Raw genomic sequence first — 22,220 nt, 5'->3', positions numbered from 1 at the left:
CCCCGTCCGGATACCGCATACCTCCGGCGTACCAGCCCGGACGGACCGCGTCACCGGTCCCGACACAGATCCAGACCCCGAAACGCCGAAGTCAGTAACGGCGCGGGAGCCTCGTGCGTTGAGGACACCAGCCGTCGCGCCGGTCAACGGCCGCGCCACCTGGATTCGATGCCTCGTGGAATCAAAGATGGCGAATGTGAGAAGCTGTTGTCTTTTCGATCTTGAGTGGTAGCGGTCGAACGCGGATTCCCGGTCGGGTGATCCTGTCGTGGCCAGAGCATGAAGACGGGGCCTCCTGAACAGCTCGTGGGTGTCGAATCCATAGAGCAACAGGAGGCCCCGGTGCAGTCTTCCGTGTCGATGGCCGGGCAGTCCAACTCGGCCGCTCCAACGTGTGATTGCCTCGCGCACGTGTACGGCAACGCGGCTGACCGGCCCGAGCGGCAGCGCCGGTACCCGTCGGACATGACGGACGCGGAATGGGCTGAGGTCCGGCCGCTGCTGCCGACGCCGGGCTGGATGCGCGAGCGGGACGGCCGGCCGGCCGGCCGGAGGGATACTGCCACCGCACGGTGCTGGACGCGATCCGCTATCTCCAACGGCGTCAAGTGGCGGGCGATGCCTGCCGACTTCCCGCCGTGGGACCGGGTGTATGCCTTCTTCCGCCGCTGGCGCGACCACGCCCTGGTCAAGGAGTTCCACGACCGGCTGCGCGGCCAGGTCCGCGAGCGGCTGGGCCTGGACGCTGAGCCGACGGCTGGCGTGATCGACTCGCAGTCGGTCAAGGCGGACGCCGTCGTCGGCGCCGACAGCCGCGGCTCTGACGGCGGCAAACAGATCAACGGGCGCAAGCGGCACGTCGTGGTCGACACCCTCGGCCTGCTGCTGGGCGTCATGGTCACGAGCGCGGATGTCGGCGACCGGGCCGCCGCCCAGGTCCTGCTGCACCAAGTCGCCGACGTCCACCACCGCCTCGCCCTGGTCTGGGCCGACGGCGGCTACACCGGCAGCCTCGTCGAATACTGCCTGGCCACGCTCGCGCTGGTCCTGGCGATCGTCAAACGCAGCAACGACCAGAAGAGCTTCGTGGTGCTGCCCAAGCGGTGGATCGTCGAGCGCCTCTTCGCCCACCTGATGCGCACCCGCCGCCTGGCGCGCGACGTCGAACGCCGCACCACCAGCGCCGAGGCGATGAGCTACTGGTCGATGACCCTGCTCATGACCCGCCGCCTGGCCCGCTCACACCCTGCCGAAGCGTGAACCGGCCCGGAGCCGGCTCGGCCAGCCAGCCGCGCGCGACCAGGCGTTTCGCCTTCGACCTCAGCGCCTCCACCCGCGCCGGACCCACGTCCATGCCGAACAAGGCGGCCATCTCCTGGCAGGTCAGCGGGCCCTGCCCGAGCCGGACCCGGTCCGCGAGCGCCTTGAGGATGCGCTGGTAGTCCACCGACAACGCCGACCACCAAAGCCCTTCACGCCAGACCGGCACCTGCGACTTCGCCTTCGCCGCTACCGGCGTTGACGATGCCTCCTCGGCCTGCCCGTCGGCGGTCGGTGCTGTCCGGTCGGCCTGGTCGTGGCCATGCTCGGTCTCGTCTGCCGGGGCAAGCACCTCACCCACCCGCGAGCGAGCGAGCGATGGCCCATTCCTTCCAGTCCCGCTCGGCCACGGCCAGTTCAGCCTGGATGCGGTCGGCCTCCTCCCGCAGCTCGTCCACGCGATGGCGAGCGACGAGCTCGCGCTGTTCCAGCAGCCCCACGACCGACGGCATCCATGACCTCCATAGCAGCGGCGACACGACAGACCACCACTCCCACAGGACCGTCGACCCTATGCCCGACCAGCGAAAACGCCGTCATCAAGCCCGGAAAGACAACAGCTTCTTACAGATCAGCGCCGACCTCGGCCAGCTCGGCGCCTGCCACAGCTGGACGCTGGAGATGGTCACAGTCCAGCCGCTGCGCGTCTGTGCCGGGATGAAAATCGGCCAGGTGAGCTTCTGGGCTCCCGAGGGCCATCCGCAGCCCTACCGCGGCTACTACGGCCGCATCAACGAAGCCGTCCCCTGCCACCCCGGGGCCGCGGCCGGCCAGACGCACGCCCTGGAGGCAGCGGCATGATCCTCACCGGCCCCGAGATCGCCTACCGCGTCGAGAACGGCGACATCACCATCGCCCCATTCGACCCGGCCTGCCTCAGCCCCAACTCCTACGACTTCCACCTCAGTTCCGACATCGCCTACAGACCCAGGCTAGGCAGGGGCGGGCGGTCTTGCGGTGACGTAGCGGCGTACTGCGGGCGGGAGAGGGCGGCCGGTGATGGTCTGCCAGGTCTGCTCCAGAGCAGTAACGCCCAGTGTGTGTGACAGCCGCCTGAGTTGGTCCGGTCCTCGTCCGGTTACCGGGTGCGGGAACTGATCGAACAGGGCCACGCACCGGACCGTCCATGCCAAGGCCTCCTGCGGTTGTTGCCGCACCTCGGCCAGGAGACCGAATTCCCCGAAGCAGGCAGCTGTGCCTGGCCGGTTGCCGAGTTCTTCGTAGATGGTGAGGGCTTGGCGGTACCAGTCTTCGGCCTCGTCGAGGCGGCCACGTTGTTGGGCGACATTGCCGAGTTGGTGGTAAGCGGTGGCTGTGCCTGGCCGGTTGCCGAGTTCTTCGGCGATGGTGAGGGTTTGGCGGTACCAGTCTTCGGCCTCGTCGAGGCGGCCACGTTGTTGGGCGACGTTGCCGAGTTGGTGGTAGGTGGTGGCTGTGCCTGGCCGGTTGCCGAGTTCTTCGTCGATGGTGAGGGCTTGGCGGTACCAGTCTTCGGCCTCGTCGAGGCGGCCACGTTGTTGGGCGACATTGCCGAGTTGGTGGTAGGCGGTGGCTGTGCCTGGCCGGTTGCCGAGTTCTTCGTCGATGGTGAGGGCTTGGCGGTACCAGTCTTCGGCCTCCTCCAGGCGCCGCCGATCCTCAGCGACACTGCCGAGTTGGTGGTAAGCGGTGGCTGTGCCTGGCCGGTTGCCGAGTTCTTCGGCGATGGTGAGGGCTTGGCGGTACCAGTCTTCGGCCTCCTCCAGGCGGCCACGTTGTTGGGCGACATTGCCGAGTTGGTGGTAAGCGGTGGCTGTGCCTGGCCGGTTGCCGAGTTCTTCGTCGATGGTGAGGGCTTGGCGGTACCAGTCTTCGGCCTCCTCCAGGCGGCCACGTTGTTGGGCGACATTGCCGAGTTGGTGGTAGGTGGTGGCAAGGTGGATATGTCGCTGAGGTGTGGTGGGCTGTTGCTGCAGGATGTTGAGGATGCCGTGGAAGGTGTGCTCGGCCTGGTCCAACCGGTGCGCCCGGATCTCCCGCTCGGCTTGAGCGCTGCTCAGGAACAGCCACAGTGCGCCTTCCGGGGTATCGAGGTCGGGAGGGACGCCGTCGGGGGTCTCCAACACCAGCCGTGCGCGGTCAACCCATGCACCCGCCTCCTCCATCAGTCCCCGGGCGTTCCAGTAATCGTTCAGCGGATCGATGATGGCTCGAGCTTGCTGCCACAGGCTGTGATCGAGGGCGTAACCAAGCATGGTGCCCAGCGTGCGCTGCTGGTAGCTGATCAAGGCCATGGCGAGTTGAGCATCACCGCTGTTGATCTGCTCAGTGAGCCACTGTCCGAAGACGGCGTGAGCGTCGAGGAGGGCGCGGGTGGTGGCGGCGTGTTGCTCGCGATAGGCGTCGGGGGCGTGAATTTGCCAGTGTGCGACGAGGTAGGCGGGCAGGGCCGGGTGGATGCGATACATGCCCGCGCCCAGGGGCGTCAGCAGACCGACACCTGCTGCCCGGTCCATCAGCTCCGTCCACTCGGCAGCGGTGCGGCCACTGAAGGGTTCGGGAACGTCCGGGGCCGCGGAGAGTAGGCCCAAGACATCCGTGTCAGCGACGCTGCAGAGGAGGCTGAGGGCGGTGAGGGTCTGCTGGTCGGAGGCGGCCAGGTGAGTGAAAGAGTAGGTGATGCTGGCGGATAGGGAAGTAGTGCGGTCGCCGGAGTCGATATCGGGCAGGGGGGCGCTGCCCTGGAGCCCAGCCATCAGCTCTGACGGGCTGGTGGTGTTCAGGTGTGGCAGGACGATGCGCATGCTGAGAGGGTGTCCGTCCAGCCAGTGCATCAGTTCCCCGAAGGCCTTCGCTTCCCGGCGGAGCTGAGCGTTGGGGTATGGGGCCAGGAGGTAGTCGGCGTATTGGCTGGCTTCCTCACTGTCCAGGCCGGGCACCTCCACCCGGCGAATCTCGGGGCCGAGCCAGGTTTCTGCGGTGCGGCTGGTGATGACGACCGCGCTCCTGCCGTGGGCTGCGATGCGGACCAAGAAAGCGCGCAACGCGTCGCGGTCTTGATCCGCCAGTTGTGGGGTGGCCTGAGACGGGTCGGGCATAGTCTGGACGGATTCGAAGTTGTCCCACACCAGCAGCAGCCGTCGTGTGCGCAGGACCTCCTCCACTACGGTCTGGCGCTGGGCGGGGTCGAGGAGGGCAAACTGGGTGCCAAACACGTGCAGTCCGATGCTGGTGATGACTCCGTCCAGGCCAAAGGAGGCGACGCCAGGTTCGAAAGAGTGCCAGATCACCTCGTCCGGGGGATCCAGGGCGCCGGTGTCGCGCCACCAGCGAGCGAACGACTTGGCCAGTTCGGTCTTTCCGGTTCCGCCGGGTCCGTGCAGTACCACGACGCGCTGTCGCCGGGCAGCCACGTCAAGGGTGTAGAGAAGGGCGTCACGGCCGATGAACGCCCCCACCGCCTCGAGCGCGTCCCCTGGGCCCGTCTCGCCGGATTCGGAACCTTCGCGGATCTGGTCCAGCAACTCCTCCAGCGACTGCCCCGTCTCGCGCTCGGCGCGCAAGCTGAGGAAGTTGACCTCGCTGCGGGAGTACAACACAGGCACCACCCAGTCGGCCAGCGGCATCATTCCCTTCGGCGAGGGCCGTAGATCTTGCTTGGCCAGGTGCCGGCGCCCCGCCGCAACCGCCTCGGTGACCCGATCGCCTGCGAACAGCCGCTCGTAGAACACAGCCATGAATTCGGCCGCTGCTACCGCATATACACCCGAGGCCATCGCCACCACAGCCGCGGTACCTTCCTGCAGCAGCCGGGTCGCGACGCCCGCTTCGACCTCAGAGCCCACCGCCGCGGACTGACACGCATTGAGCACCACCACCGGTACCTGAGCCTGCTTGAGCAGCCACGCCACCTTGCCCGCAGGCACCAGATCCGGGTCACCGTCCGGCTTCTCGAAAGCCAGCATCCCCTGCCCATCAGGCATCGCTGGCCTGCCCAGCTGGTTGGCGGCCTGGCCGAACACGCCGTGCCCATCGAAGTGCACGATGTGGAACGGCTCACCCGAACTCCACGCTTGGCCCAGCATCTGCTGCAAGTGCTCCAGGGTCGGGGGTCGCAGCACCACCACCTCGACCTGTCCGCGCACAGCTTTGAGACGGTGCAGTAGCGGACGAGCGATCATCTGGTATCCCGTATCGCGAGTGCCATGCGGCCGGGAGATCACCATCAGGATCCGCAGGCGCGACCCCCCGGTGATGAAGACGTCGCCCAACCTCGCAGTTGGCATAGTGCGGGAGACGGTCATCTGCTCATCCAGAGCAAGCGGTGTCTGGCGTCCAGGCTCGGCTATCAGCTCCCATGGCCACCCCAACGGCCCTGGAGCCCCCGAGATCACCACGATCTCCAGAGAGCCCCGCCGTGCTGTTGCCAGTGTCCGGGCTCGCATGTAGGCGTCTCGGGCCGACCCGGTTCCGAACACAGCCTCAAAAACCTTCTCTCCCCAACTCTGCAGTTGGGCGGCGACCTGGGGGCCACGCTCGCCATACACGCCGAACGGCGCCCGCAGATACTCCTCCAAATACCAGCGGAGTTCCTCCAACTCGTGCCCTTGCAACGGCCATGTCATTTCAACGGTGTCGCTCACCCAGGCTGGCTGGACGCTTCCGGCCGGCCACCACGTCACGCGGAGTGCTCCAGGGGTGGAGACGTGCAATAGGAGCCGATCGGCCTGCTGCGGCGCGGCAGCGCTGGCGAGGGCCACAGGGAGGGGTGCCGCGGCCCCGAGCCGGGCTGGAGTGGCTGCCGGGCCCTGGACCTCAGCACCCTCAAGGCCGGATTCGTTCTGTTCGACCTGACCTATGGTCCGTGCCGCGAAGTCTGGCGGTGCTCCGTTCGTGGAGGCAGAGCACGTCCGTGCTGTGGCATCGGCCTGGCCGCTCGTCAGGCGCGCAGCAACATCGGCGGCCAACTCAGCGAAATCTCCACCGAGTCTGCTGAGTACCGTGGTCGCGACTTGGGCGAATGGCGCCGCTTCCACCGGGATCTGCCATTCCCGACCTGGCTCGGAACTGGGAATGAGAGCCCGGAAGTTGAGGGTGCCGCCGAACCTGCGGGCGACTCTCCCGGACACCTTGCCCATCACATTCAGCACCTGAAGTGCTTCTGTGCGGGTCAGGGTCCCGAGCAGGACATCGCGGATCCCCGGACGAAAGTCATAGAGGTCCAAGTCAGGATCGGATGGATGATTCGGAAAACTGCCATCCGGTACGAGAAGCCCAGAAAGGAAGACTTCGGCCAGATGCGCCGGGGGAGATGTCGGCATCATCGTGCGTTGCACCATGCGCATCACTGGAAGCACGAGGGGGACGGCCGCGAGGTATCCGGCTAGCTCATAGGCACCGGTCGAGGCCTGACCGCGAAAGTGCTCGACCATGGCTTCGGGACTTAGCGTCTCCCATGCACCGTCCGCTCCGGGACCGGGACCGGGATCGTGGTTGTCGTCTCCGCGGAGCGGAAGGGCCAACAAGGGGACCGAACAGTGCGAAACGCGGCCCACAAGCCCGGCCCACGGCCTGAGCCAGTTGGCATCCACTTCGAGCACGGGAACCCAGGTAGTCCCCTTAGTTCGATTCGTCGCCCCACGCGGCTGTGTCCGCGGACGGATAACGGGAATAGTTGAACCTGTCGGCGCCGGCCAGCCCAGCGCCGGTTCGGCGTGGATGGCGGTTCGGTGCCACACCCTCTGGGATAGCACGTGCAGGATGGCGGCTGGTCGGCTCCTGCACCAAGTGGAGAGGGCGTCGCGGAATTCGGAACGACGCCAGTGCTCGCCCACTCCGTCGGTGAGCAGGAGCAACACCCGCCGACCGGCTGGTTCCGCCAATTGGTGCGCAGACCTGCCGGGCTCCGTCCGTCCGTGCGACGATCGACGAAATGGGGTAACTCTTGGCTTGGGCCCGCTGAGATTGAGGGTCCAGGTGCGAACTACTCGGAAGGCGCCATGGCTTTCGAGTAACAGGCGTAGCTCGGCAGCTAGTTGTTGCCAGATGCGCATGGAGGGGCCGGTATCAACCACCAGGTCCACCGAGAAAAGCCGCTCGGTCCGCGGGAGCCACGAGGGCATCAGCATGGATGCCTCGCAGCTGGCCGTTGCCGTCGCCTCCTCGTCCAGCATGGGCCAGCCGGGAGCATTTCTCTGCACCTTCAGCGGACGAAGAGCTCTGGAGAGCTCGAGTGGCTCGTGAAGCAGCCCTTCCCGAGATAAGCGGACTACGGCGGCAGGGAGGTAAACAGAGCTGTCTTCTGTTGCGCGTGCGCTGGCCTGTCCAATCGTCGAGGCCACGTGTAGGGGGACCTCTGATTCGTGACTGTCGACGACAGTTGACTGACTGTGACGCTCTTGCTCGTCTCGGGACGAGGCGTCCGGTAGCGGCGGCTCCTCGCTGACGGACGTAGGCCACGGGGACGAGGAATCGAGATCGGAGGATGGGCCCGAGGCCCCCGACACCAGGCCCTCGTCGGAGACGGTACGCCCTAGGAACCGGGCGACCCACAGCACGTCAGCCAGCTCTTGGGCCGAAGGCGGACCGTCCTCCGGTAGGAGCTTACTCAAGGCCTCCGCCAGTTTGTCGTCCACGGCTCACTCCTCGTTGAGTGGCCGCAGCAAGTGCTCGACAATCAGATCGTGCTCCTCCTTGCCCCCCCGGAGGAGCTCGGCAATGCGTACCGCATTGAGGAGCTGGTCATTGGCCAGCGCGGCGCCTTCGTCGTCCTGTTTGCGCAGAAATTGCGCAACCATGTCAGTGCGGAGTGTTGGATGAGCGCTCTCGCGTGGTGGCAGATGTGCTGCCAAAAGACGTTCGAGCTTCGCGGCGTTGGGCTGCTTGATATCCAAACGGACGCAACGTCGCAGGAATGCGGGGGAGAATTCGCGCTCCTCGTTGCTGGTCATTACGACGATGGGGAACTCATGACATTGGACGCGCCCTCGCCGCAACTCTACCCATCCTTCGTCATCGGCAGTCATCACCTTTGCCTTCGGCTGGTGGAGACGGGCAAGCTCGGGCACCGTGAACTCCCCTTCCTCGAAGACGTGGAGCAGGTCACCAGGAAAGTCGACGTCGCTCTTGTCGATCTCGTCAATTAACAGCACACGAGGCGTCCTCCAGGGCAGTAGCGCCGTTCCCAGGGGACCGAGACGGAGGTAGCGTCCAATGTCCGGTGGCATCGCTCGTTTTCTGCCAGATGTACGACGGGTACCGCGTGGATGGTGCCGTTCGGCGACGCGCTCTGTCAGCCCCATTTCCTGGAGGCGTCCGATGGCGTCGTACTGGTAGAGACCGTCGTGAAGTGTCGCACGACTGGTGACCGGCCAGCGCAGCACCGGCCCTAGCTGGAGCTCATGGGCGATGCTGTAGGCCAGGGTTGACTTGCCCACGCCCGGACTACCCGTAACCAGCAGGGGCCGGCGAAGAAGAAGCGACAAGTTCACCAAGTGGATGTCAGCACGTTCCGCCTGGTAACGCGAGGCTTGGACGTACCGACTGTAATTGCGGTGTCGCGCACTGTCCGAGAATTCGGAGGCATCGAGGAGATCCTCACGCGGAGGGCCGCCGGTGAATGAACGCCAAGGCGGCGCTCCAGGTAGACGGCTGATGCCGTCGTGCTGCTCATCGGTGCAGCGGTATATCCACCAGTCGGGCACAGCAGGATCCCCCGTGTCGATGGATGCCTTACCAGAGAGGCCGGATTGGGTGTGAGGGCTATTCGTGGTCATGAAGAGGGCTTTCCGGCGGACGGCGCGGACATCGGGGCACACGTATAGGTGCATTCTGGGTTATCCCAGAGGAGGGTGAGGTGATTCCGGAGATCGCCCAGATCGTCATCCAGTGCGGCACGTCTCCACCTGCGGATCTGGTACGGCAGGTCGAAGAGACTCTCCGCAGAGAGCGCCGCGAGCCGCTCTGCCAGTTCCTGCGGGTCGCCCCCATCCCGGCGCCACACCACGAAGGGAACCCCTTCACGTACGGCTTCCCGGAAGCCAACCGAACGTCTGTCGTCAGCTGGTTCGTAGGCGAAAGCAAGTCCCAGACCCGTGTTTTCCGGATGCTCGTCCAGCCATGCGCGCACTTCTCCACGCACGCCGCGCAGTTGAAGCACACTTCCGCGTGGCTGGAACGTGTCTTCCGCGTTTAGCGCGAGCCAGCCAATGGCCTGGTCGGAACCTGATTGGGACGTTCCGCTCATCAGGAGTCGCCAGCGAGATTTCCAGTACGAATGCCACGAAGGTTGCTCCAGCCGGTCCAGCGACCGCACTACGACGGGATACTTGTGGCCGACCGGGTATTCGTGGCCATCCGTCAGCCAGTGGTCCACGGGGTGCCCGAGCAGCGACCAGGGCAGCAGGAACTCTACGTGCGAGCGATCTGCGTGATCCAACCAGTCGGCGAGGTCGTGCCAGTTCGCTAGGCAGGTACGTCCTGTGTCCTTGAGATGCTTCAGGCTGATCGGGTGTTCAGCTTCACGCTTGCGTGGATTGCGCAGACCGTTGTGCGTACGATCGTAGACCACGCCTTCTAGGAAGTACTCATTGCTGCCAGGCACTGTTTCCTGCAGGCGTATCTGCAGGACCCGCGCGTCGACATGTACCGCGGGCACACGGTCACGCCTCAGCAGGTGGTTCCGCTGAAGGTCGGGCAGCTGCAGCTCGTCGGCAGCCAATTCGATGAGTACACGTAACCCTTCTCGTTTAGTGTCGGGGAGTGCGGGAGCAAGTTCTGAGAGGAAACGCAGCACGAGAGGCGGCGTGAATTCAGGTCCAGAACCTGCGGCGGCGTTTGTGTCGAGTATTCGGTTGTCTAGGGGGTCACTGAGTCGATGGATAATCGAGGGAAGCGATTCGGTTCCCCGCAACGGCGCCACCTCCCCGGGCCGGAGGGCACGCTCCACTGCCTCGACAACCAGAGGGCGTGAGATTTCTGCCCCTGTTTGACGGAGGCACCAAACAACGAGTTCCCGCCAATGCGAGGACAGTTTTCCCGTCGGTGCGAGCTCTTCCACCGCTGAGTCGAGGGCCAGCATGGCTCGTTCCTCGCCGCGGAAGAATTCAAACGAGTTGCGCAATGACAGCAGTACGCGCTCCCGCTCCGCGTGGCCATCGAGAGTGCTGACCAGTTCCGCGACGAAATCTCTAGGGTTCTCGCAGTGCGCCACCGTGAATGTAATGTCCCATTGCTGGAGGTGCCTGTTAGTATGCTTAATGAGTCGGATCAGAAAGCTTCTGTCGACGAGTGCGTCGCTGAACGCGCAGATGGCGTCGCGTAGCCTGTCCAGGGCTGATTGGGGCCATCGGTTCCATCGGTGGTCCCCTTCTTCGGGAAGGCTGGACTGGTGAACCGTCATGTGTGCTCCCCGATCACTGCGCGCAGGTTGGCCGTCCCCCTTTCATCGGGGCGCAGACTGGCCACCGCGCCCAAGAAGGCGTCCAATGTGGCATGCGGGTCGCGATGGTCGAGGCAACGCTGGATGATTTCCACCAAGTGGTCGCGAGTGTTGGCCTGATAGGCCGCGGTGAAACCGTATAGTGGAGCAAGTTGTTTTCGCATAAGCCGCAGAACTAGTTTCCGGAACTCGGGATCATCCATGTCTGAAATCTGCTCTGCAGCGCTAACCACGGCGAGCAGCGTAGGGAGATCGGGCTTCTCATCTCGGGCATGTGTTTCTTTTCCTGTTTCCCTTCCGCTAATGGGTGGAATTCTATCGTCGCGTGACGCGTCACGGATCAGGCGTCGCAGTGTCGTGTAAGTCCGGTGCATGGGTGTGTCCATATGGACAATGGTGAAGTGATCGCCCGGAAGGACAGCTGCATCAGGAAAGACACTGCGGGCTGACGACGGTCGTACGATGTTGTCGCTTTCGCCCGCGAATACGGAGAACGGAATGGGGCAGGTGCGTTCGCTGGTGCTGGACGCATAGACGAAATCCCGCAGGATCAAGCGTTGCGTGTCGGCCACTTGTTCGTTCAGTGGGCGGAGTTGAGCCTCCTGAGGGTTGTTCCGGACCAGCAGCCGGCGCAGTGGAAGGGCGATCTCGGACCCATTGTTGGGGCAGGCGAGCATAGCGACCCGCCGGATGCGGGACAGCTCCGCAGCCCTCCCCTCTTGAGCCATCCGTGTCAGGAATCGTTGAACGACTAGGCCGCCCTGACTGTGGGTGACCATAACTAGTCCATCGAAGTCCTGGCATTCGGTGTCGAGGAACTCCTTAAGACTGTCGGCAACAGTGTCGATTGATGGCAGCATCCTCAATGGATTGAAGGACCAGATAGCCGTGTCGTAGGAGAACGGGACTGTACGTACGAACGCCAGTTCCCTTTCTCCTGCAACGAGTAGTCGGAAGGACTCCCAAGTGACGGGACTTGACTTGAATCCGTGTACCAGCACTACACCCAGTGTTGTGTCCCCCACCGCAGCCGTCCCCCCTGGATTCGAGCCAATGCGGGCTTCTTTCGCAGCTCAAATGTAGCCAGCCCGGAGCCCCGTCGGAGTCATAACCTCACAACGAAGTGAACTTGTACCGTCCGTGTCGGCCTCGTCCGCCTTCCCGAAGCGCTGCTGGACCAGCGGAGCTGGCCCAGATGGTTGCAGGTTGGCTGTACGGACCGTTGCCAGGCGACGTCGTGAGCGGTGTTGTCGTTGGTACTCGCGGGCTTGGGGGCCCCTAATACTCCAGCCGAAGATCGTGATCTTGTGGGCGGGGCTGGGATCAGGCGACCGGATCGATATCGGATCGCGTGAGGTGGTCGCCCGCTGGCACGCTGCCCCCATGGATCACGCAGAAGTACTGCTCATCGGAGGACGAGCTGGTGTCGGCAAGACGACGGTGGGGTGGGAGGTTTCGGCGCTGCTGCGCGCCGAGGCGGTCGCTCACGCCATCATCGACGGTGACTTCATGGGACAGGTGCATCCGGCTCCAGAGGGAGACCCTCACCGCGCGGAGATCACCGAGAGCAATCTGACTGCGGTGTGGGCGAACTTCGTCCAGCGCGGCTACCGACGGCTGATCTATACGAACACCGTGAGTGTGTTGCCGGAGGCGACGGGCATGTTCGAGCGTGCCATGGGGGCCGGAGTGGGGATCATACGAGTCCTGCTCACTGCCTCCGATGCCACCGCCCGCGAGCGGCTGGTGGGACGAGAACTTGGCTCAGAGCTAGAGCAGGAGCTGGAAGGAAGTGTCCGCAAGGCGCGGCTCCTGGACCAGCGGGCCCCCGCGGAGACCGTGCGAGTGGCGACGGACGGACGGCTTGTCGTTGACATCGCGCGGGAGGTAGTGGCTGCCACCGGTTGGGCCGGCCCTCACTTCGCCCGCAGATCATGATCGTGTTGATGGGCTGGTCCGGGAACCTGCACGGCCACCGGTGATCATCAGTGTGTGAAGACAGAAGATCAGTCGGTGGCCGCAGGTCACAGCATAGATCCTGCCCGTTGGCAGGACATGTTCGAGTCCCTGATGGGCCGCATCGCGCCGCGGTTCGCGCGGGTGGAACCGCGGCGCCGGACAAGGGAGTTCGTCCTTGGCCTGTTGTCGGACCTGCCGCGCAAGAACTGCTGGACGCTCGCCGAGCATGCCGGGAACGCGACCCCGGATGGCTTGCAGCATCTGCTGTCCAGGGCCAGGTGGGATGCCGATGGACGCATTTGAGGGCTGCGGCCTCGTTCGGGAAATGCCCGCGGGCCCGGACGGCTTTTCGTATGCGAGCGTTGACCGACTCGATCGCGTTGGTGGTGCAGACGACGCGGCGGATCTCGCTGTCGAACTGGAGGAAGGGCACGAACTCGGCCCAGGGGTTCTCCCAGAGGACATCGCATAGTGCCCCTCTTCGCGGCGTTTCTGAGGACACCTTGCTGGTCACGCATCCCTTCCATCCGCTGTCGGGGCGCCGGTTGCGGGTGTGCCGCACGGTGCGTCGCTCCAGCGGTCTGTGTTCATCTGCACCGCCGGTGACGGTGTGACGGTGACGCTTCCGCAGGCGTGGACAGACCGCGGCTCCGCTCCGGACGAGCACCGGCTGCCACTCGATCGCCGCCGCGGCGGTCGACCCGCAGGTGGTCGATCTGCTGCTGGCCGCCCTGACTCCCGAGCAGGTCCACCTCGCCCTGGCCGCGGCCGATGAGGTCCACCACCGCCACCAGCGCTCGCACCGGGCCGCCGAACTCGCCGTCGAACGCGCCCGCAATGAAGCCGACCGCGCCGAGCGCGCCTTCAGCCAGGTCGAGCCGGAGAACCGGCTGGTCGCCCGCTCGCTGGAGAGCCGCTGGGAGGCGAAACTTGCCGCACTGGCCCAGGCCGAGACCGTGCTGGCTGACCTGATCGCTGCCGAGCCGGCCCTGCCCGAGGTCGCGCGGCTGCGTGAGCTCGCCCGTGACCTGCCGGCCTTGTGGCAGGCGCCGACCACCACGGCCAAGGACCGCAAGCGCCTGCTGCGGACACTGATCGCGGACGTGACCGTGCGGCATGTCGATGACGCCCGTGCTCACATCGGGGTGCGCTGGCACACCGGCGCCGTCGACCAGATCACCTGCGACCGCCGTACCAACCGCAACCCCACCCGAGCCATCGAGATCGTCCGCGAGCTGTTGGATGTCCACAGCGACGCCGAGATCGCCGAACACCTCAACAGCCTCGGATTCACCACCGGCAACTGCCGCCCCTTCACGGTGAACTCCATCCGTCACATCCGCGCCCAGCACGCGATCGGCTCCCGGCGCAACAACCCCACCGAACCAGGGGAGATCACCGTGCCCGAGGCTGCCCGGTTCCTCGGCATCCACGAAGCCGCGATCTACCCCTGGATCCGCAGCGCCGAAATGACCGCCCGCCAGGCACGACACCGCCGCTGGTGCATCGCCTGGGACAACGACATCGAGGCGTACTGGAAACAGCGCGTAGCAACCTCCTCCCACCTCAAGCGACGAGCGAACACCAACTACGAGACAGGACAGGCAGTATGAAGCAGACTTCCCAAAGCCGCACGATCGCTGGATACTTGGCGCCCCACTCCTCCTGGAACTCCAGGAACCGGTCCTCCGTCGCGCTCGCTGTCGGAGCCGTGTAGACAGGCTTGAGAGCGCGGGAGATCTTGTCCCAGTCCTGGCGGCCCGCGTAGCGGAACGACGCCCGGATCAGGTGAACGACACAGGTCTGGGTGACCGCCTGGGGCCAGACCGCCGAGATGGAGTCGGGCAGGCCCTTGAGCCCGTCGCAGACGACCATGCACACGTCCTCGACGCCCCGGTTCTTAATCTCGGTCAGGACCTGGAGCCAGTACTTTGCGCCTTCGCCGCCGTCGCCGGCCCACAGGCCGAGGATGTCGCGCGTGCCGTCCACCGTGACCGCCAGGGCAACATAGACGGGCCGATTCGCCACCTGCCCGTCGCGCACCTTCACGTGCACGCAGTCGATGAAGATCACCGGATAGACCGCCCCGGGTCCAGCGGCCGGTTCTGCCACTCGGCCATCCCGTCCATGACCTTGTCGGTGATGGTCGAGATGGTCTGCTTGGACACGCTCGCGCCATAGACCTCAGCCAGGTGGGCGGAGATGTCACCGTGCGTCAGACCACGCGCGGACAGCGACAAGACCATCTCGTCGACGCCGGTCAGCCGCCGCTGCCGCTTCTTGACGATCTGCGGCTCAAAGCTGCCGTCCCGGTCACGCGGCACCGTGATCTCCACCGGGCCGACGTCGGTCAGCACGGTCTTGGACCGCGCCCCGTTACGGCTGTTGCCGCTGCCGGCACCGGCTGGGTCATGCTTCTCGCAGCCGAGGTGGTCGGTGATCTCGCCTTCGAGAGCAGACTCCAGCACGCGCTTGGTCAGCTGCTGCAGCAGCCCGCCCTCACCGGTCAGCTGCAGGCCGCTCGCGCGGGCCCGGTCGACCAACTGCCCGATCAACTGCTCGTCCAGCACGTCCGCCGGCAACGCAGCCGGCCGGACCTCTTCAACCGCCTCGGCAGAGACAGTCACGTCGCTCATCAGGTGCTGCTTCCATGATCGGGAGTTACACCGAAGACCGTACAGACCCGCTTCATGCCGTTTACGAGCCCGACCTCGAGCAGGCGGTAGTCGTGCTCGAGCGGATGGGATTCCGCGTGCGTCGGGCACCGCTGCTCGAAGCAGGGCGGCACCATTGGTGGAGCGCGGCTCGGCCAGCGGAGATCGCCAAGGAGTTCAATGGACTACTGCGTGATCCTGAGGTGCGCGCGATCATCGCGCATGACGGCGGCCAGACGGCGCTCGGCTACCTCGACCTGATCGACGTCGAGGCGATCACTGCCGACCCCAAGCCGATCCTCGGCTACAGCGACATCTCCCTGCTGCATCTGGTGCTCTACGCGCGCACGGGTCTGGTCGGCTTCCATGCCGACCTGGCCACCCCTGGACTCGGCGGACACTGGCAGGCCGCGCCCACGGCACGCAGAGCGGAACTTGAAAAGCTCTACGCAACGCTTCTGACCGGCGCCGAGGCAATCGGTGCGCTGCCGGCCACCCCGTCGTGGGAGTGCTGGCGTTCCGGCCGCACCGAAGGCCGACTGATCGGCGGGGAGATCAATCGCATCGTGCTGGCGCAGGCAATGCCCTACGCGCTGCCGCTCGAATGGTTCTACGGCGCGGTGCTGTTCTGGGAGGAGATGGACGGCCAGGCATCGTATGTGTGGAGCTATCTACAGGTACTGCGGCACTGCGGCATCCTCGATCGGATCTCCGGCATGGTCGTGGGCGTCCCGTACGCAATCGACGGACTCGGCTCGCCCGACGCGTCCCCGCCCCTGTCCGAGATAGTCCTCGACGTCCTCGGCGACCGTGACATCCCGGTCCTGGGCAACGTCGAGTTCGGACACGCCGGCCCGAATCTGCCGATGCCGGTCGGCATCCGCGTCGCCCTCGACGCGCAGCAGCGGACATTGCTCGAACCGGCAGTACGGCCGCACACGATGACGGGACCGGTCGGCTGAGCAACACGGATCAGTTCGCCGACAGCCTCGGCAGCAGCCCAGGGCCCGGCTCACGCTTTGGTGATCGCCGCCTTAGGTCGGTTGTTCGACCTGTAGGAGGTCTGCTCATGAACACCTGGTGGCTCGTGTTGATCAGCCTGTCCAGGAGCAATGCTGTCCCTGCCCTGCACCACCGACCCCGCTGCCGTGTTCCCCCCGCCGGTCCAGCTGGACGAGGACGAGATCGGCTGGACGACATCTACCGGCAGTCAGTACGAGGCTGGTTGAAGTATATAGGTCCGCGAGACGACCGAGGCGATCGTCGGCGCCGTTACCGGCCCCCTGACAGCCAGCTCAACGAGATGGCACGCATCGCCACCCTCGACAGTGTTGTGTCGGCCTTCAGACCCGAACCGAACCTGACCGGTCTGGCGCCGGGCCGCCGCGCACCCGGTGGACGCCAGGACTCACCTCGTCGGACTGCTCGGCGACAATCGATGCCACCTCGGCAGGCCACCGAGTTGACGAACTCCAGGTTGCCCCTGGCGGCAGAAGCATGCGCACGGTCCTGGTCAGGTACGCGCCGGTCAGGTTTGCGTAGGTGAGGTTCGCGCCGGTCAGGTCCACGTCGCTCAGGATCGCGTGGACCAGGTTCGCGCAGTTCCCCGGCGACCGGGTCGCTGACGGTATAGCCGTGGCACTCGGGCCACGCGCCGGTGTTGATGCCCTTGACGGGCGGTTCTCATGAGGGTGGCCAGGTGCGCAGGGCGGCGTCGGTCATCGCCTGGAGTTCATCGCTGCAGACGCCGCTCGCGGCTTGCACGGCGATGCCGTGTGCCAAGGTGGTGACGTAGCGGGCCAGGAGTCCCGGATCGGTCTCCGCAGGCAGGTCGCCGTCGTCGACGGCTCGTTGGAACCGCTCCCGGACGCAGACGTAGCCGTTGTTGCGCCAGACGACGAGGAGGTCGCGGACTTCCCGTCCGGAGTCGCCGGCGGCCAAGGCGCCCTGGACGCCCATGCACCCCTGGGGATGGGACGGGATGGTAGTGGTCCGGATCATCGGTCTTCACGTAGAGCGCGGTCGCGAGGGAGTCCAAGTCCGTCTTCACGCACCGACATTGGACTCCCTCGCCTCGACTGCGCAGGGGATCGCGGCAATCCCGGCGTGGATACCTTCGACTACGGTGTCAGCACGATCCTCCCGAAGACCTCACCCGCGGCCATCTTCTGGTGCGCCAGCACGGCTTTGTCCAGTGGCAGCACCTCGTGCACCACTGTTTCGATCTCGCCGCGACTGGCTGCGGCGAACTGCTCGCTGCGCACGGCACGCAGGTCGGCTTGGGTGACGGTAGCTGCGCTGAAAGCGGCGAAGGACATCGACTTCTGGAACGCCGCCATGATCTTCGTGCCGAAGTCCGCGGGCGGCTGACCTGCGACAGCGCCCACGGCCACCATGCGGCCGTTCGGGTTGAGCCTGTCGAAGAACGACGGCATGTCCTCACCGGCCACAACGTCGATGATGACGTCATAGCCCGCTGGAGCCTCCTTCCCTCCGTGGCCGGAGCGGTCCAGCACGTGGGTCGCGCCGAGACGGCGCAGCCGCTCACCGCGTTCGGCCGACGATGTCGTGACCGCCACCGCGGCGGCACCACCGCGAGCAGCGAGCTGAACGGCCATGATCCCGATGCTGCCGGCCGCGCCACGCACCAAGACCGTCTCCCCGGGAGCGAAATGGGCGTGGCGAAGCCCGAAGTGGGCCACCGCACCGGAACTACCGAGGGTCACCGCGGCGACGGCGGACAGGCTACTGGGCAGGGGAAGAATCTGCTCGAACGGCGCGACGGCCTGTTCGACGTAGCCTCCGCCGGTGCCGGTGAAGCCCCACACCCGCAGGCCAATCCACGACGCGTCGACGCCGTCACCGACCGCGGTCACGGTGCCCACCACCTCGCCACCCGGGATGAAACCCTCCTTGAAGCCGTAGGCGGCCAGAGCCCCGCTTCGGATCACGGTGTCGACACCACCGACGCCCACCGCCTCAACGGCAATCAGCACCTGCCCGGCAGCAGGTGCGGGTATCGGCAGGTCGACAACAGCCAGACCCTCAGGACCCCCGAACTTCTGGATCGCGATTGCCTTCAATGTCGTCTCCACGTTTTCGGACCGCTCAAGCACGATCCTGCTCCATACCCGCCACCGATCCCGTCTGATGGGAAGAGGCTTCACGCCACGGCCGAGGATCGGTCCCCGTGCTGTGCGCCCCAATGATCTCGGCGAGCTTCTACGTCTTGGACGGTATCGGACGCCCCCGTCCGTTTAGTTAAAGTGAGAGAGTGACCAGCCACTTGCCTCATAAGCTGCGTTCCGACGCGATGGACAACCGCGACCGCATCCAGGACGCGGCCCGAGCGCTGTTCTCGGCCGAGGGCCTGGATGTGCCGATGCGGGAGATCGCGCGGCGTGCCGGGGTGGGACCTGCCACCTTGTACCGTCACTTCCCGACCAAGCAGATGCTGGTCGCCGAAGCCTTCGCGGACCAGCTGCGCGCATGTCGCACCATCGTCGACGAGGGGTGCGCAGATCCTGATCCGTGGCGTGGCCTCTGCCTGGTGATCGAGAAGATCTGTGAGCTGCACGCACGCGATCGGGGCTTCACCGAAGCCTTCCTGTCAACCCTCCCGGGGGCGCCGGATGTCGCGGGACGTGAGTACACGGTGAAAGCAGTCGCCGGACTGGCCCAGCGAGCCAAGAACGCAGGGCACCTGAGGCCCGACTTCGTTCTGGACGACCTCATTCTCGTACTCATGGCCAACAAGGGTATCCACGCCACATCCACCGCCACCCAGGTCATGGCCTCCCGACGCTTCGCAGGGCTGGCGATCCAGGCGTTCGAAGCCTGCCCTCACCACGCACCGCTACCACCAGCGGCACGACTGGCATCCGCAGCACCGGCCAGCGCCTGACCCTGGGCGAGCGGTATCCACGCTCGACGCGCGAACCACTGAACCCCTTGGAATAGATCGTCTAGACAGCTTGGGCGCGGCGCCCTACCGGGGCGCATCGCCTGCCTGTCCCTGGTCCTGTTGGCAGCAAGACACCGTGAAGTTACAGAAGCGGGCGGACATCTCTCACTGCGCGGCTGATGGTCAGGGCAGTGTTGTTGAAGAGCTGGCCGAGAAGCTTCTTAGAAGCGACTTTCCGCAGGTAGAAGATGGCGACCTGGATAATCCGACCGCATGACCGCCCCAAGGAAGTAGCGTCTACACAGGTCGGCAGCCATACATCCGCTGAAGTGCCGTTGCACGGCTGCTGGAGGACAGTTCCGCTCTGACCCGCGCACTGGCCGGACAGATCGGCCCGTTCTTCTACCGCTACGCGCGGCCCGGAGACCTGTAGACCCTCCCGCTGGGACCCCGGAACGCAGATGCCCACGGAACCCGAGGCCCGCCGCCAGTCGGTGCCGCACTCAGTACAGACCGGCGCTCGCCAGGCCTTCCCCCCACGCCCCCACCGGGAAACCGCAGTGGCTCACGGTGCCGACTGGATGTCCCCCCGCGTGGAGGACGCGATGGTGTCACGGTGGGCGAAGTCGCCCGGGGGGATGCCGGGGTGATGTCCGAGCCGGGCCGGCGCCGCCGTGGCCGAGGGGCCGAGGGTGAGCCGGGAGACGATGCGGTAGCGGTCGCCTCGGTAGATCGAGTGGACGTATTCGACGGGCTGACCCGTGGTGTCCGAGGTGAGCCGCTCGAAGAGCAGCGCCGGGGACAGCTCGGGCACGTCGAGCAGCTCGGCCTCGGCCCGGGTGACGACGGTCGGCTCGATCGCCTGAACAGCCTCCTGTACGTGTACGCCATGCTGTTCGCGCAGGTGCTCGTACAGGTCGCCGGCTTCCAGTTCCTGGGCGGACAGGGTGGGGACCAGATCGGCCCGGATGTGCAGATGCTCGATGGCCATCGGGGCGCCGTCGACCAGGCGCAGCCGTGCCACGTACACGATCTCGGCGGCGGGTGATACGCGCAACTTGCGGCCCACGCGTGCGCCTGCCGGGATGGTGGTGAACTCCAGCAGGCGGCTCGACCAGGTCCCGGAGGCCTGAGGCACCGTCATGGTCTGCTGACCGGAGACGAGTTCCTGGGTGATCTTCTCGGGTGCCACGAACATGCCGCGACCGTGTTCCCGGACCAGCAGGCCCGCGGCAACGAGTTCATCGACCGCCGCGCGCAGGGTCGGGCGGGACACACCCAGGTGGGCGCACAGGGAGCGCTCGGAGGGGATCGCGTCCCCCGGGCGGTGTGACTCGACGAGGTCGAGGATGAAGTCGCGAACTCGCTCCCGTTTGAGCACCGCACCTGGTTCGTCGGCCTTCATGTTGCACTCCCTCATGCGCGGAATCCCCAATTAACCACTTGACCAGTTGACCAGTGGTCGCCCGCAACTGCCCTCTTGGCCAGGGAAGTGTAACTGCCACCGAGCAGCGATCGTCCAGATCCTGACTGACCCACGCGCCAAAACCCTTCAAAGCAGGGAGGGTTGACGCCGCGATTGGTCTATGCCACCTTCATCCCCACATCAACAGGTGAGCTGTCCAGTGGACTTCACTGGTCAGGTGGTTAGGTCATGTCCTCCAGAGGTGAACCGTGAAGCTCCGCTTGTTTGCCGGTGTGTCCGTGCTCGTGATGACGGCCGGGCTGAGTGCCTGCAGTAGCTCCTCCGATGCCTCCGACGGCAGCTCCGGCGGGAGCACCACCATCGACGTCTGGCTGATGCGCGACAGCGTCTCGGCCCAGTTCCAGAAGGACTTCGTCAAGGGCTTCGAGACCGCTCACCCGGACATCAAGGTCAAGGTGCAGATCCAGGAGTGGGACGGGATCGGCGAGAAGGTCACGGCGGCCCTCGCCAGCAACGACGCACCGGACGTCATCGAGACCGGCAACACGCAGGTCGCCCAGTTCGCTCAGAGCGGGGGGCTACTCGACCTCAGCGACAAGGTCGACGAACTCGGAGGGAAGGACTGGCTCAAGGGCCTCGCCGGGCCCGGCGCCTACGAGGGCAAGCAGTACGGCATCCCGTACTACGCCGCCAACCGCGTCATCATCTACCGCACCGACCTCTTCAAGAAGGCGGGCATCGACGCGGCCGCCATCAAGACCCGCGACCAGTGGATCGCCGCCACCGAGAAGCTCAACACCGGTGACACACAGGGCATTTATCTGCCCGGCCAGAACTGGTACACCCTCTCGGGCTTCGTCTGGGACGAGGGCGGCGACCTCGCCACCGAGTCCGGCGGCAAGTGGAAGGGCAGCCTGGACACCCCCGAGGCAATCCGCGGCATGGAGTTCTACAAGAAGCTCCAGGCCCTCGGCAAGGGCCCCAAGGACGCCGACGAGGCCAACCCGCCCCAGGCGGACGTCATGGCCAAGGGGAAGGTCGCCCAGGTCATCGCGACACCCGGTGGCGCCAACGTCGTCATCCAGAACAACCCCGCGCTGAAGGGCAAGCTCGGCTTCTTCCCGATCCCCGGGAAGACCGCCGACACACCCGGCGCGGTCTTCACCGGCGGGTCCGACCTCGTCATCCCCACGGCCTCCACCAAGCAGGACGCGGCCTACACCTTCATCAAGGAACTCACCGGCGACACCTGGCAGAAGAAGCTCGCCGTCGCCATGAGCTACGTCCCGAACAAGACCACTCTGGCCTCAGCGGTCGCCTCCGACCCGGGCGCGGCGGCCATGGCGGTCGGCGCCGCCGAGGGCCACGCCACACCCAACACCCCGGGCTGGGCCGCCGTAGAGGCCAAGAACCCGATCAAGGACTACATGACCGCCGTTCTCACCGGGGGTGATGCGCAGAAGGAAGCCACCACGGCATCCGACGCCATCACCACGGCGATGAACTCCGGCTCCTGAGCCGTCGACGCACGAGAAGGAA

16 protein-coding genes and 4 pseudogenes are annotated in these 22,220 nt (G+C 65.7%); 9 read left to right on the top strand and 11 right to left on the bottom strand.

All coding sequences use genetic code 11. From position 1 onward, the window contains the following. Positions 1–342 precede the first annotated feature (342 nt). A complete protein-coding gene (locus ABT114_RS41365) occupies positions 343–1,260 on the top strand; it encodes an IS5 family transposase (RefSeq protein WP_351149724.1) in 918 nt (305 codons plus the stop codon). On the opposite strand, the pseudogene ABT114_RS41360 reads toward ABT114_RS41365, so the two are convergent. Next, positions 1,217–1,772: pseudogene (locus ABT114_RS41360) on the bottom strand (hypothetical protein). The gene ABT114_RS41365 and the pseudogene ABT114_RS41360 overlap by 44 nt on opposite strands. A gap of 61 nt (positions 1,773–1,833) precedes the next feature. On the opposite strand from ABT114_RS41360, the gene ABT114_RS41355 reads away from it, so the two are divergent. Then, positions 1,834–2,121 carry a hypothetical protein gene (locus tag ABT114_RS41355; RefSeq protein ID WP_351149722.1) on the top strand — a complete coding sequence of 96 codons (288 nt, stop codon included), beginning with the start codon at positions 1,834–1,836 and terminating at the stop codon, positions 2,119–2,121. Positions 2,122–2,252: 131 nt separating this feature from the next. On the opposite strand, the gene ABT114_RS41345 is transcribed toward ABT114_RS41355, so the two are convergent. From ABT114_RS41345 to ABT114_RS41330, 4 genes are read right to left on the bottom strand one after another with little or no spacing between them, the layout of a single operon-like run. Further along, positions 2,253–7,934, bottom strand: coding sequence for an SAV_2336 N-terminal domain-related protein (locus tag ABT114_RS41345; protein WP_351149719.1), 5,682 nt, complete (start codon positions 7,932–7,934; stop codon positions 2,253–2,255). Positions 7,935–7,937: 3 nt separating this feature from the next. Continuing rightward, positions 7,938–9,074 carry an AAA family ATPase gene (locus ABT114_RS41340; protein WP_351149716.1) on the bottom strand — a complete coding sequence of 379 codons (1,137 nt, stop codon included), beginning with the start codon at positions 9,072–9,074 and terminating at the stop codon, positions 7,938–7,940. Further along, positions 9,071–10,699 carry a VMAP-C domain-containing protein gene (locus ABT114_RS41335; RefSeq protein ID WP_351149714.1) on the bottom strand — a complete coding sequence of 543 codons (1,629 nt, stop codon included), beginning with the start codon at positions 10,697–10,699 and terminating at the stop codon, positions 9,071–9,073. Before ABT114_RS41335 ends, ABT114_RS41340 begins: the two co-directional genes overlap by 4 nt. After that, complete coding sequence (locus ABT114_RS41330; protein WP_351149711.1) at positions 10,696–11,739, bottom strand: DUF7379 domain-containing protein; 1,044 nt, start codon at positions 11,737–11,739, stop codon at positions 10,696–10,698. Before ABT114_RS41330 ends, ABT114_RS41335 begins: the two co-directional genes overlap by 4 nt. Positions 11,740–12,121: 382 nt before the next feature. On the opposite strand from ABT114_RS41330, the gene ABT114_RS41325 reads away from it, so the two are divergent. Together ABT114_RS41325 and ABT114_RS41320 are read left to right on the top strand one after the other, a co-directional pair. Next, a complete protein-coding gene (locus ABT114_RS41325; RefSeq protein WP_351149748.1) occupies positions 12,122–12,676 on the top strand; it encodes an ATP-binding protein in 555 nt (184 codons plus the stop codon). A gap of 132 nt (positions 12,677–12,808) precedes the next feature. Continuing rightward, positions 12,809–12,988, top strand: a pseudogene (locus ABT114_RS41320) (IS701 family transposase); the annotation flags it as partial. Here ABT114_RS41320 and ABT114_RS41315 read toward each other — a convergent pair. After that, positions 12,987–13,157 (bottom strand): annotated as a pseudogene (locus ABT114_RS41315) (transposase); the annotation flags it as partial. The pseudogenes ABT114_RS41320 and ABT114_RS41315 overlap by 2 nt on opposite strands. 247 nt (positions 13,158–13,404) lie before the next feature. Here ABT114_RS41315 and ABT114_RS41310 point away from each other — a divergent pair. Next, positions 13,405–14,310, top strand: a complete 906-nt coding sequence (locus ABT114_RS41310) for a hypothetical protein (RefSeq protein ID WP_351149709.1) — start codon at positions 13,405–13,407, stop codon at positions 14,308–14,310. Positions 14,311–14,317: 7 nt separating this feature from the next. On the opposite strand, the pseudogene ABT114_RS41305 reads toward ABT114_RS41310, so the two are convergent. Continuing rightward, positions 14,318–15,324 (bottom strand): annotated as a pseudogene (locus ABT114_RS41305) (IS256 family transposase); the annotation flags it as partial. A gap of 23 nt (positions 15,325–15,347) precedes the next feature. Here ABT114_RS41305 and ABT114_RS41300 point away from each other — a divergent pair. Continuing rightward, positions 15,348–16,313, top strand: a complete 966-nt coding sequence (locus ABT114_RS41300; RefSeq protein ID WP_351149706.1) for a S66 peptidase family protein — start codon at positions 15,348–15,350, stop codon at positions 16,311–16,313. A 381-nt stretch (positions 16,314–16,694) separates the two neighbouring features. On the opposite strand, the gene ABT114_RS41295 is transcribed toward ABT114_RS41300, so the two are convergent. The 3 genes from ABT114_RS41295 to ABT114_RS41285 form a co-directional block, all read right to left on the bottom strand. Beyond that, positions 16,695–16,943: a pentapeptide repeat-containing protein gene (locus tag ABT114_RS41295; protein WP_351149746.1), complete on the bottom strand. Its 249-nt coding sequence runs from the start codon at positions 16,941–16,943 to the stop codon at positions 16,695–16,697. A gap of 91 nt (positions 16,944–17,034) precedes the next feature. Next, positions 17,035–17,352 carry a TetR family transcriptional regulator C-terminal domain-containing protein gene (locus ABT114_RS41290; RefSeq protein ID WP_351149703.1) on the bottom strand — a complete coding sequence of 106 codons (318 nt, stop codon included), beginning with the start codon at positions 17,350–17,352 and terminating at the stop codon, positions 17,035–17,037. A 119-nt stretch (positions 17,353–17,471) separates the two neighbouring features. Next, complete coding sequence (locus ABT114_RS41285; protein WP_351149743.1) at positions 17,472–18,434, bottom strand: zinc-binding dehydrogenase; 963 nt, start codon at positions 18,432–18,434, stop codon at positions 17,472–17,474. Positions 18,435–18,625: 191 nt separating this feature from the next. Here ABT114_RS41285 and ABT114_RS41280 point away from each other — a divergent pair, with 191 nt between their 5' ends. Together ABT114_RS41280 and ABT114_RS41275 are read left to right on the top strand one after the other, a co-directional pair. Continuing rightward, positions 18,626–19,255, top strand: coding sequence for a TetR/AcrR family transcriptional regulator (locus ABT114_RS41280; protein WP_351149700.1), 630 nt, complete (start codon positions 18,626–18,628; stop codon positions 19,253–19,255). A 136-nt stretch (positions 19,256–19,391) separates the two neighbouring features. Further along, positions 19,392–19,532, top strand: coding sequence for a hypothetical protein (locus tag ABT114_RS41275; RefSeq protein WP_351149697.1), 141 nt, complete (start codon positions 19,392–19,394; stop codon positions 19,530–19,532). 288 nt (positions 19,533–19,820) lie between these two features. Here ABT114_RS41275 and ABT114_RS41270 read toward each other — a convergent pair whose 3' ends face one another. Continuing rightward, a complete protein-coding gene (locus tag ABT114_RS41270) occupies positions 19,821–20,660 on the bottom strand; it encodes a GntR family transcriptional regulator (RefSeq protein ID WP_351149694.1) in 840 nt (279 codons plus the stop codon). A 269-nt stretch (positions 20,661–20,929) separates the two neighbouring features. Here ABT114_RS41270 and ABT114_RS41265 point away from each other — a divergent pair, with 269 nt between their 5' ends. Further along, complete coding sequence (locus ABT114_RS41265) at positions 20,930–22,198, top strand: extracellular solute-binding protein (protein WP_502988485.1); 1,269 nt, start codon at positions 20,930–20,932, stop codon at positions 22,196–22,198. Positions 22,199–22,220 lie beyond the last annotated feature (22 nt).

Source organism: Streptomyces sp. NPDC002088 (assembly GCF_040296605.1).
Classification (GTDB): domain Bacteria; phylum Actinomycetota; class Actinomycetes; order Streptomycetales; family Streptomycetaceae; genus Streptomyces.
This window is presented reverse-complemented; position numbering and strand designations above follow the sequence as displayed.

Bases quoted from the DNA above. Each gene is read 5' to 3' on its own strand.
- ABT114_RS41355 (WP_351149722.1), top strand. From the start codon at position 1,834: ATGCCCGACCAGCGAAAACGCCGTCATCAAGCCCGGAAAGACAACAGC.
- ABT114_RS41340 (WP_351149716.1), bottom strand. From the start codon at position 9,074: ATGACCACGAATAGCCCTCACACCCAATCCGGCCTCTCTGGTAAGGCA.
- ABT114_RS41335 (WP_351149714.1), bottom strand. From the start codon at position 10,699: ATGACGGTTCACCAGTCCAGCCTTCCCGAAGAAGGGGACCACCGATGG.
- ABT114_RS41325 (WP_351149748.1), top strand. From the start codon at position 12,122: ATGGATCACGCAGAAGTACTGCTCATCGGAGGACGAGCTGGTGTCGGC.
- ABT114_RS41300 (WP_351149706.1), top strand. From the start codon at position 15,348: ATGATCGGGAGTTACACCGAAGACCGTACAGACCCGCTTCATGCCGTT.
- ABT114_RS41290 (WP_351149703.1), bottom strand. From the start codon at position 17,352: ATGATCCGGACCACTACCATCCCGTCCCATCCCCAGGGGTGCATGGGC.
- ABT114_RS41270 (WP_351149694.1), bottom strand. From the start codon at position 20,660: ATGAAGGCCGACGAACCAGGTGCGGTGCTCAAACGGGAGCGAGTTCGC.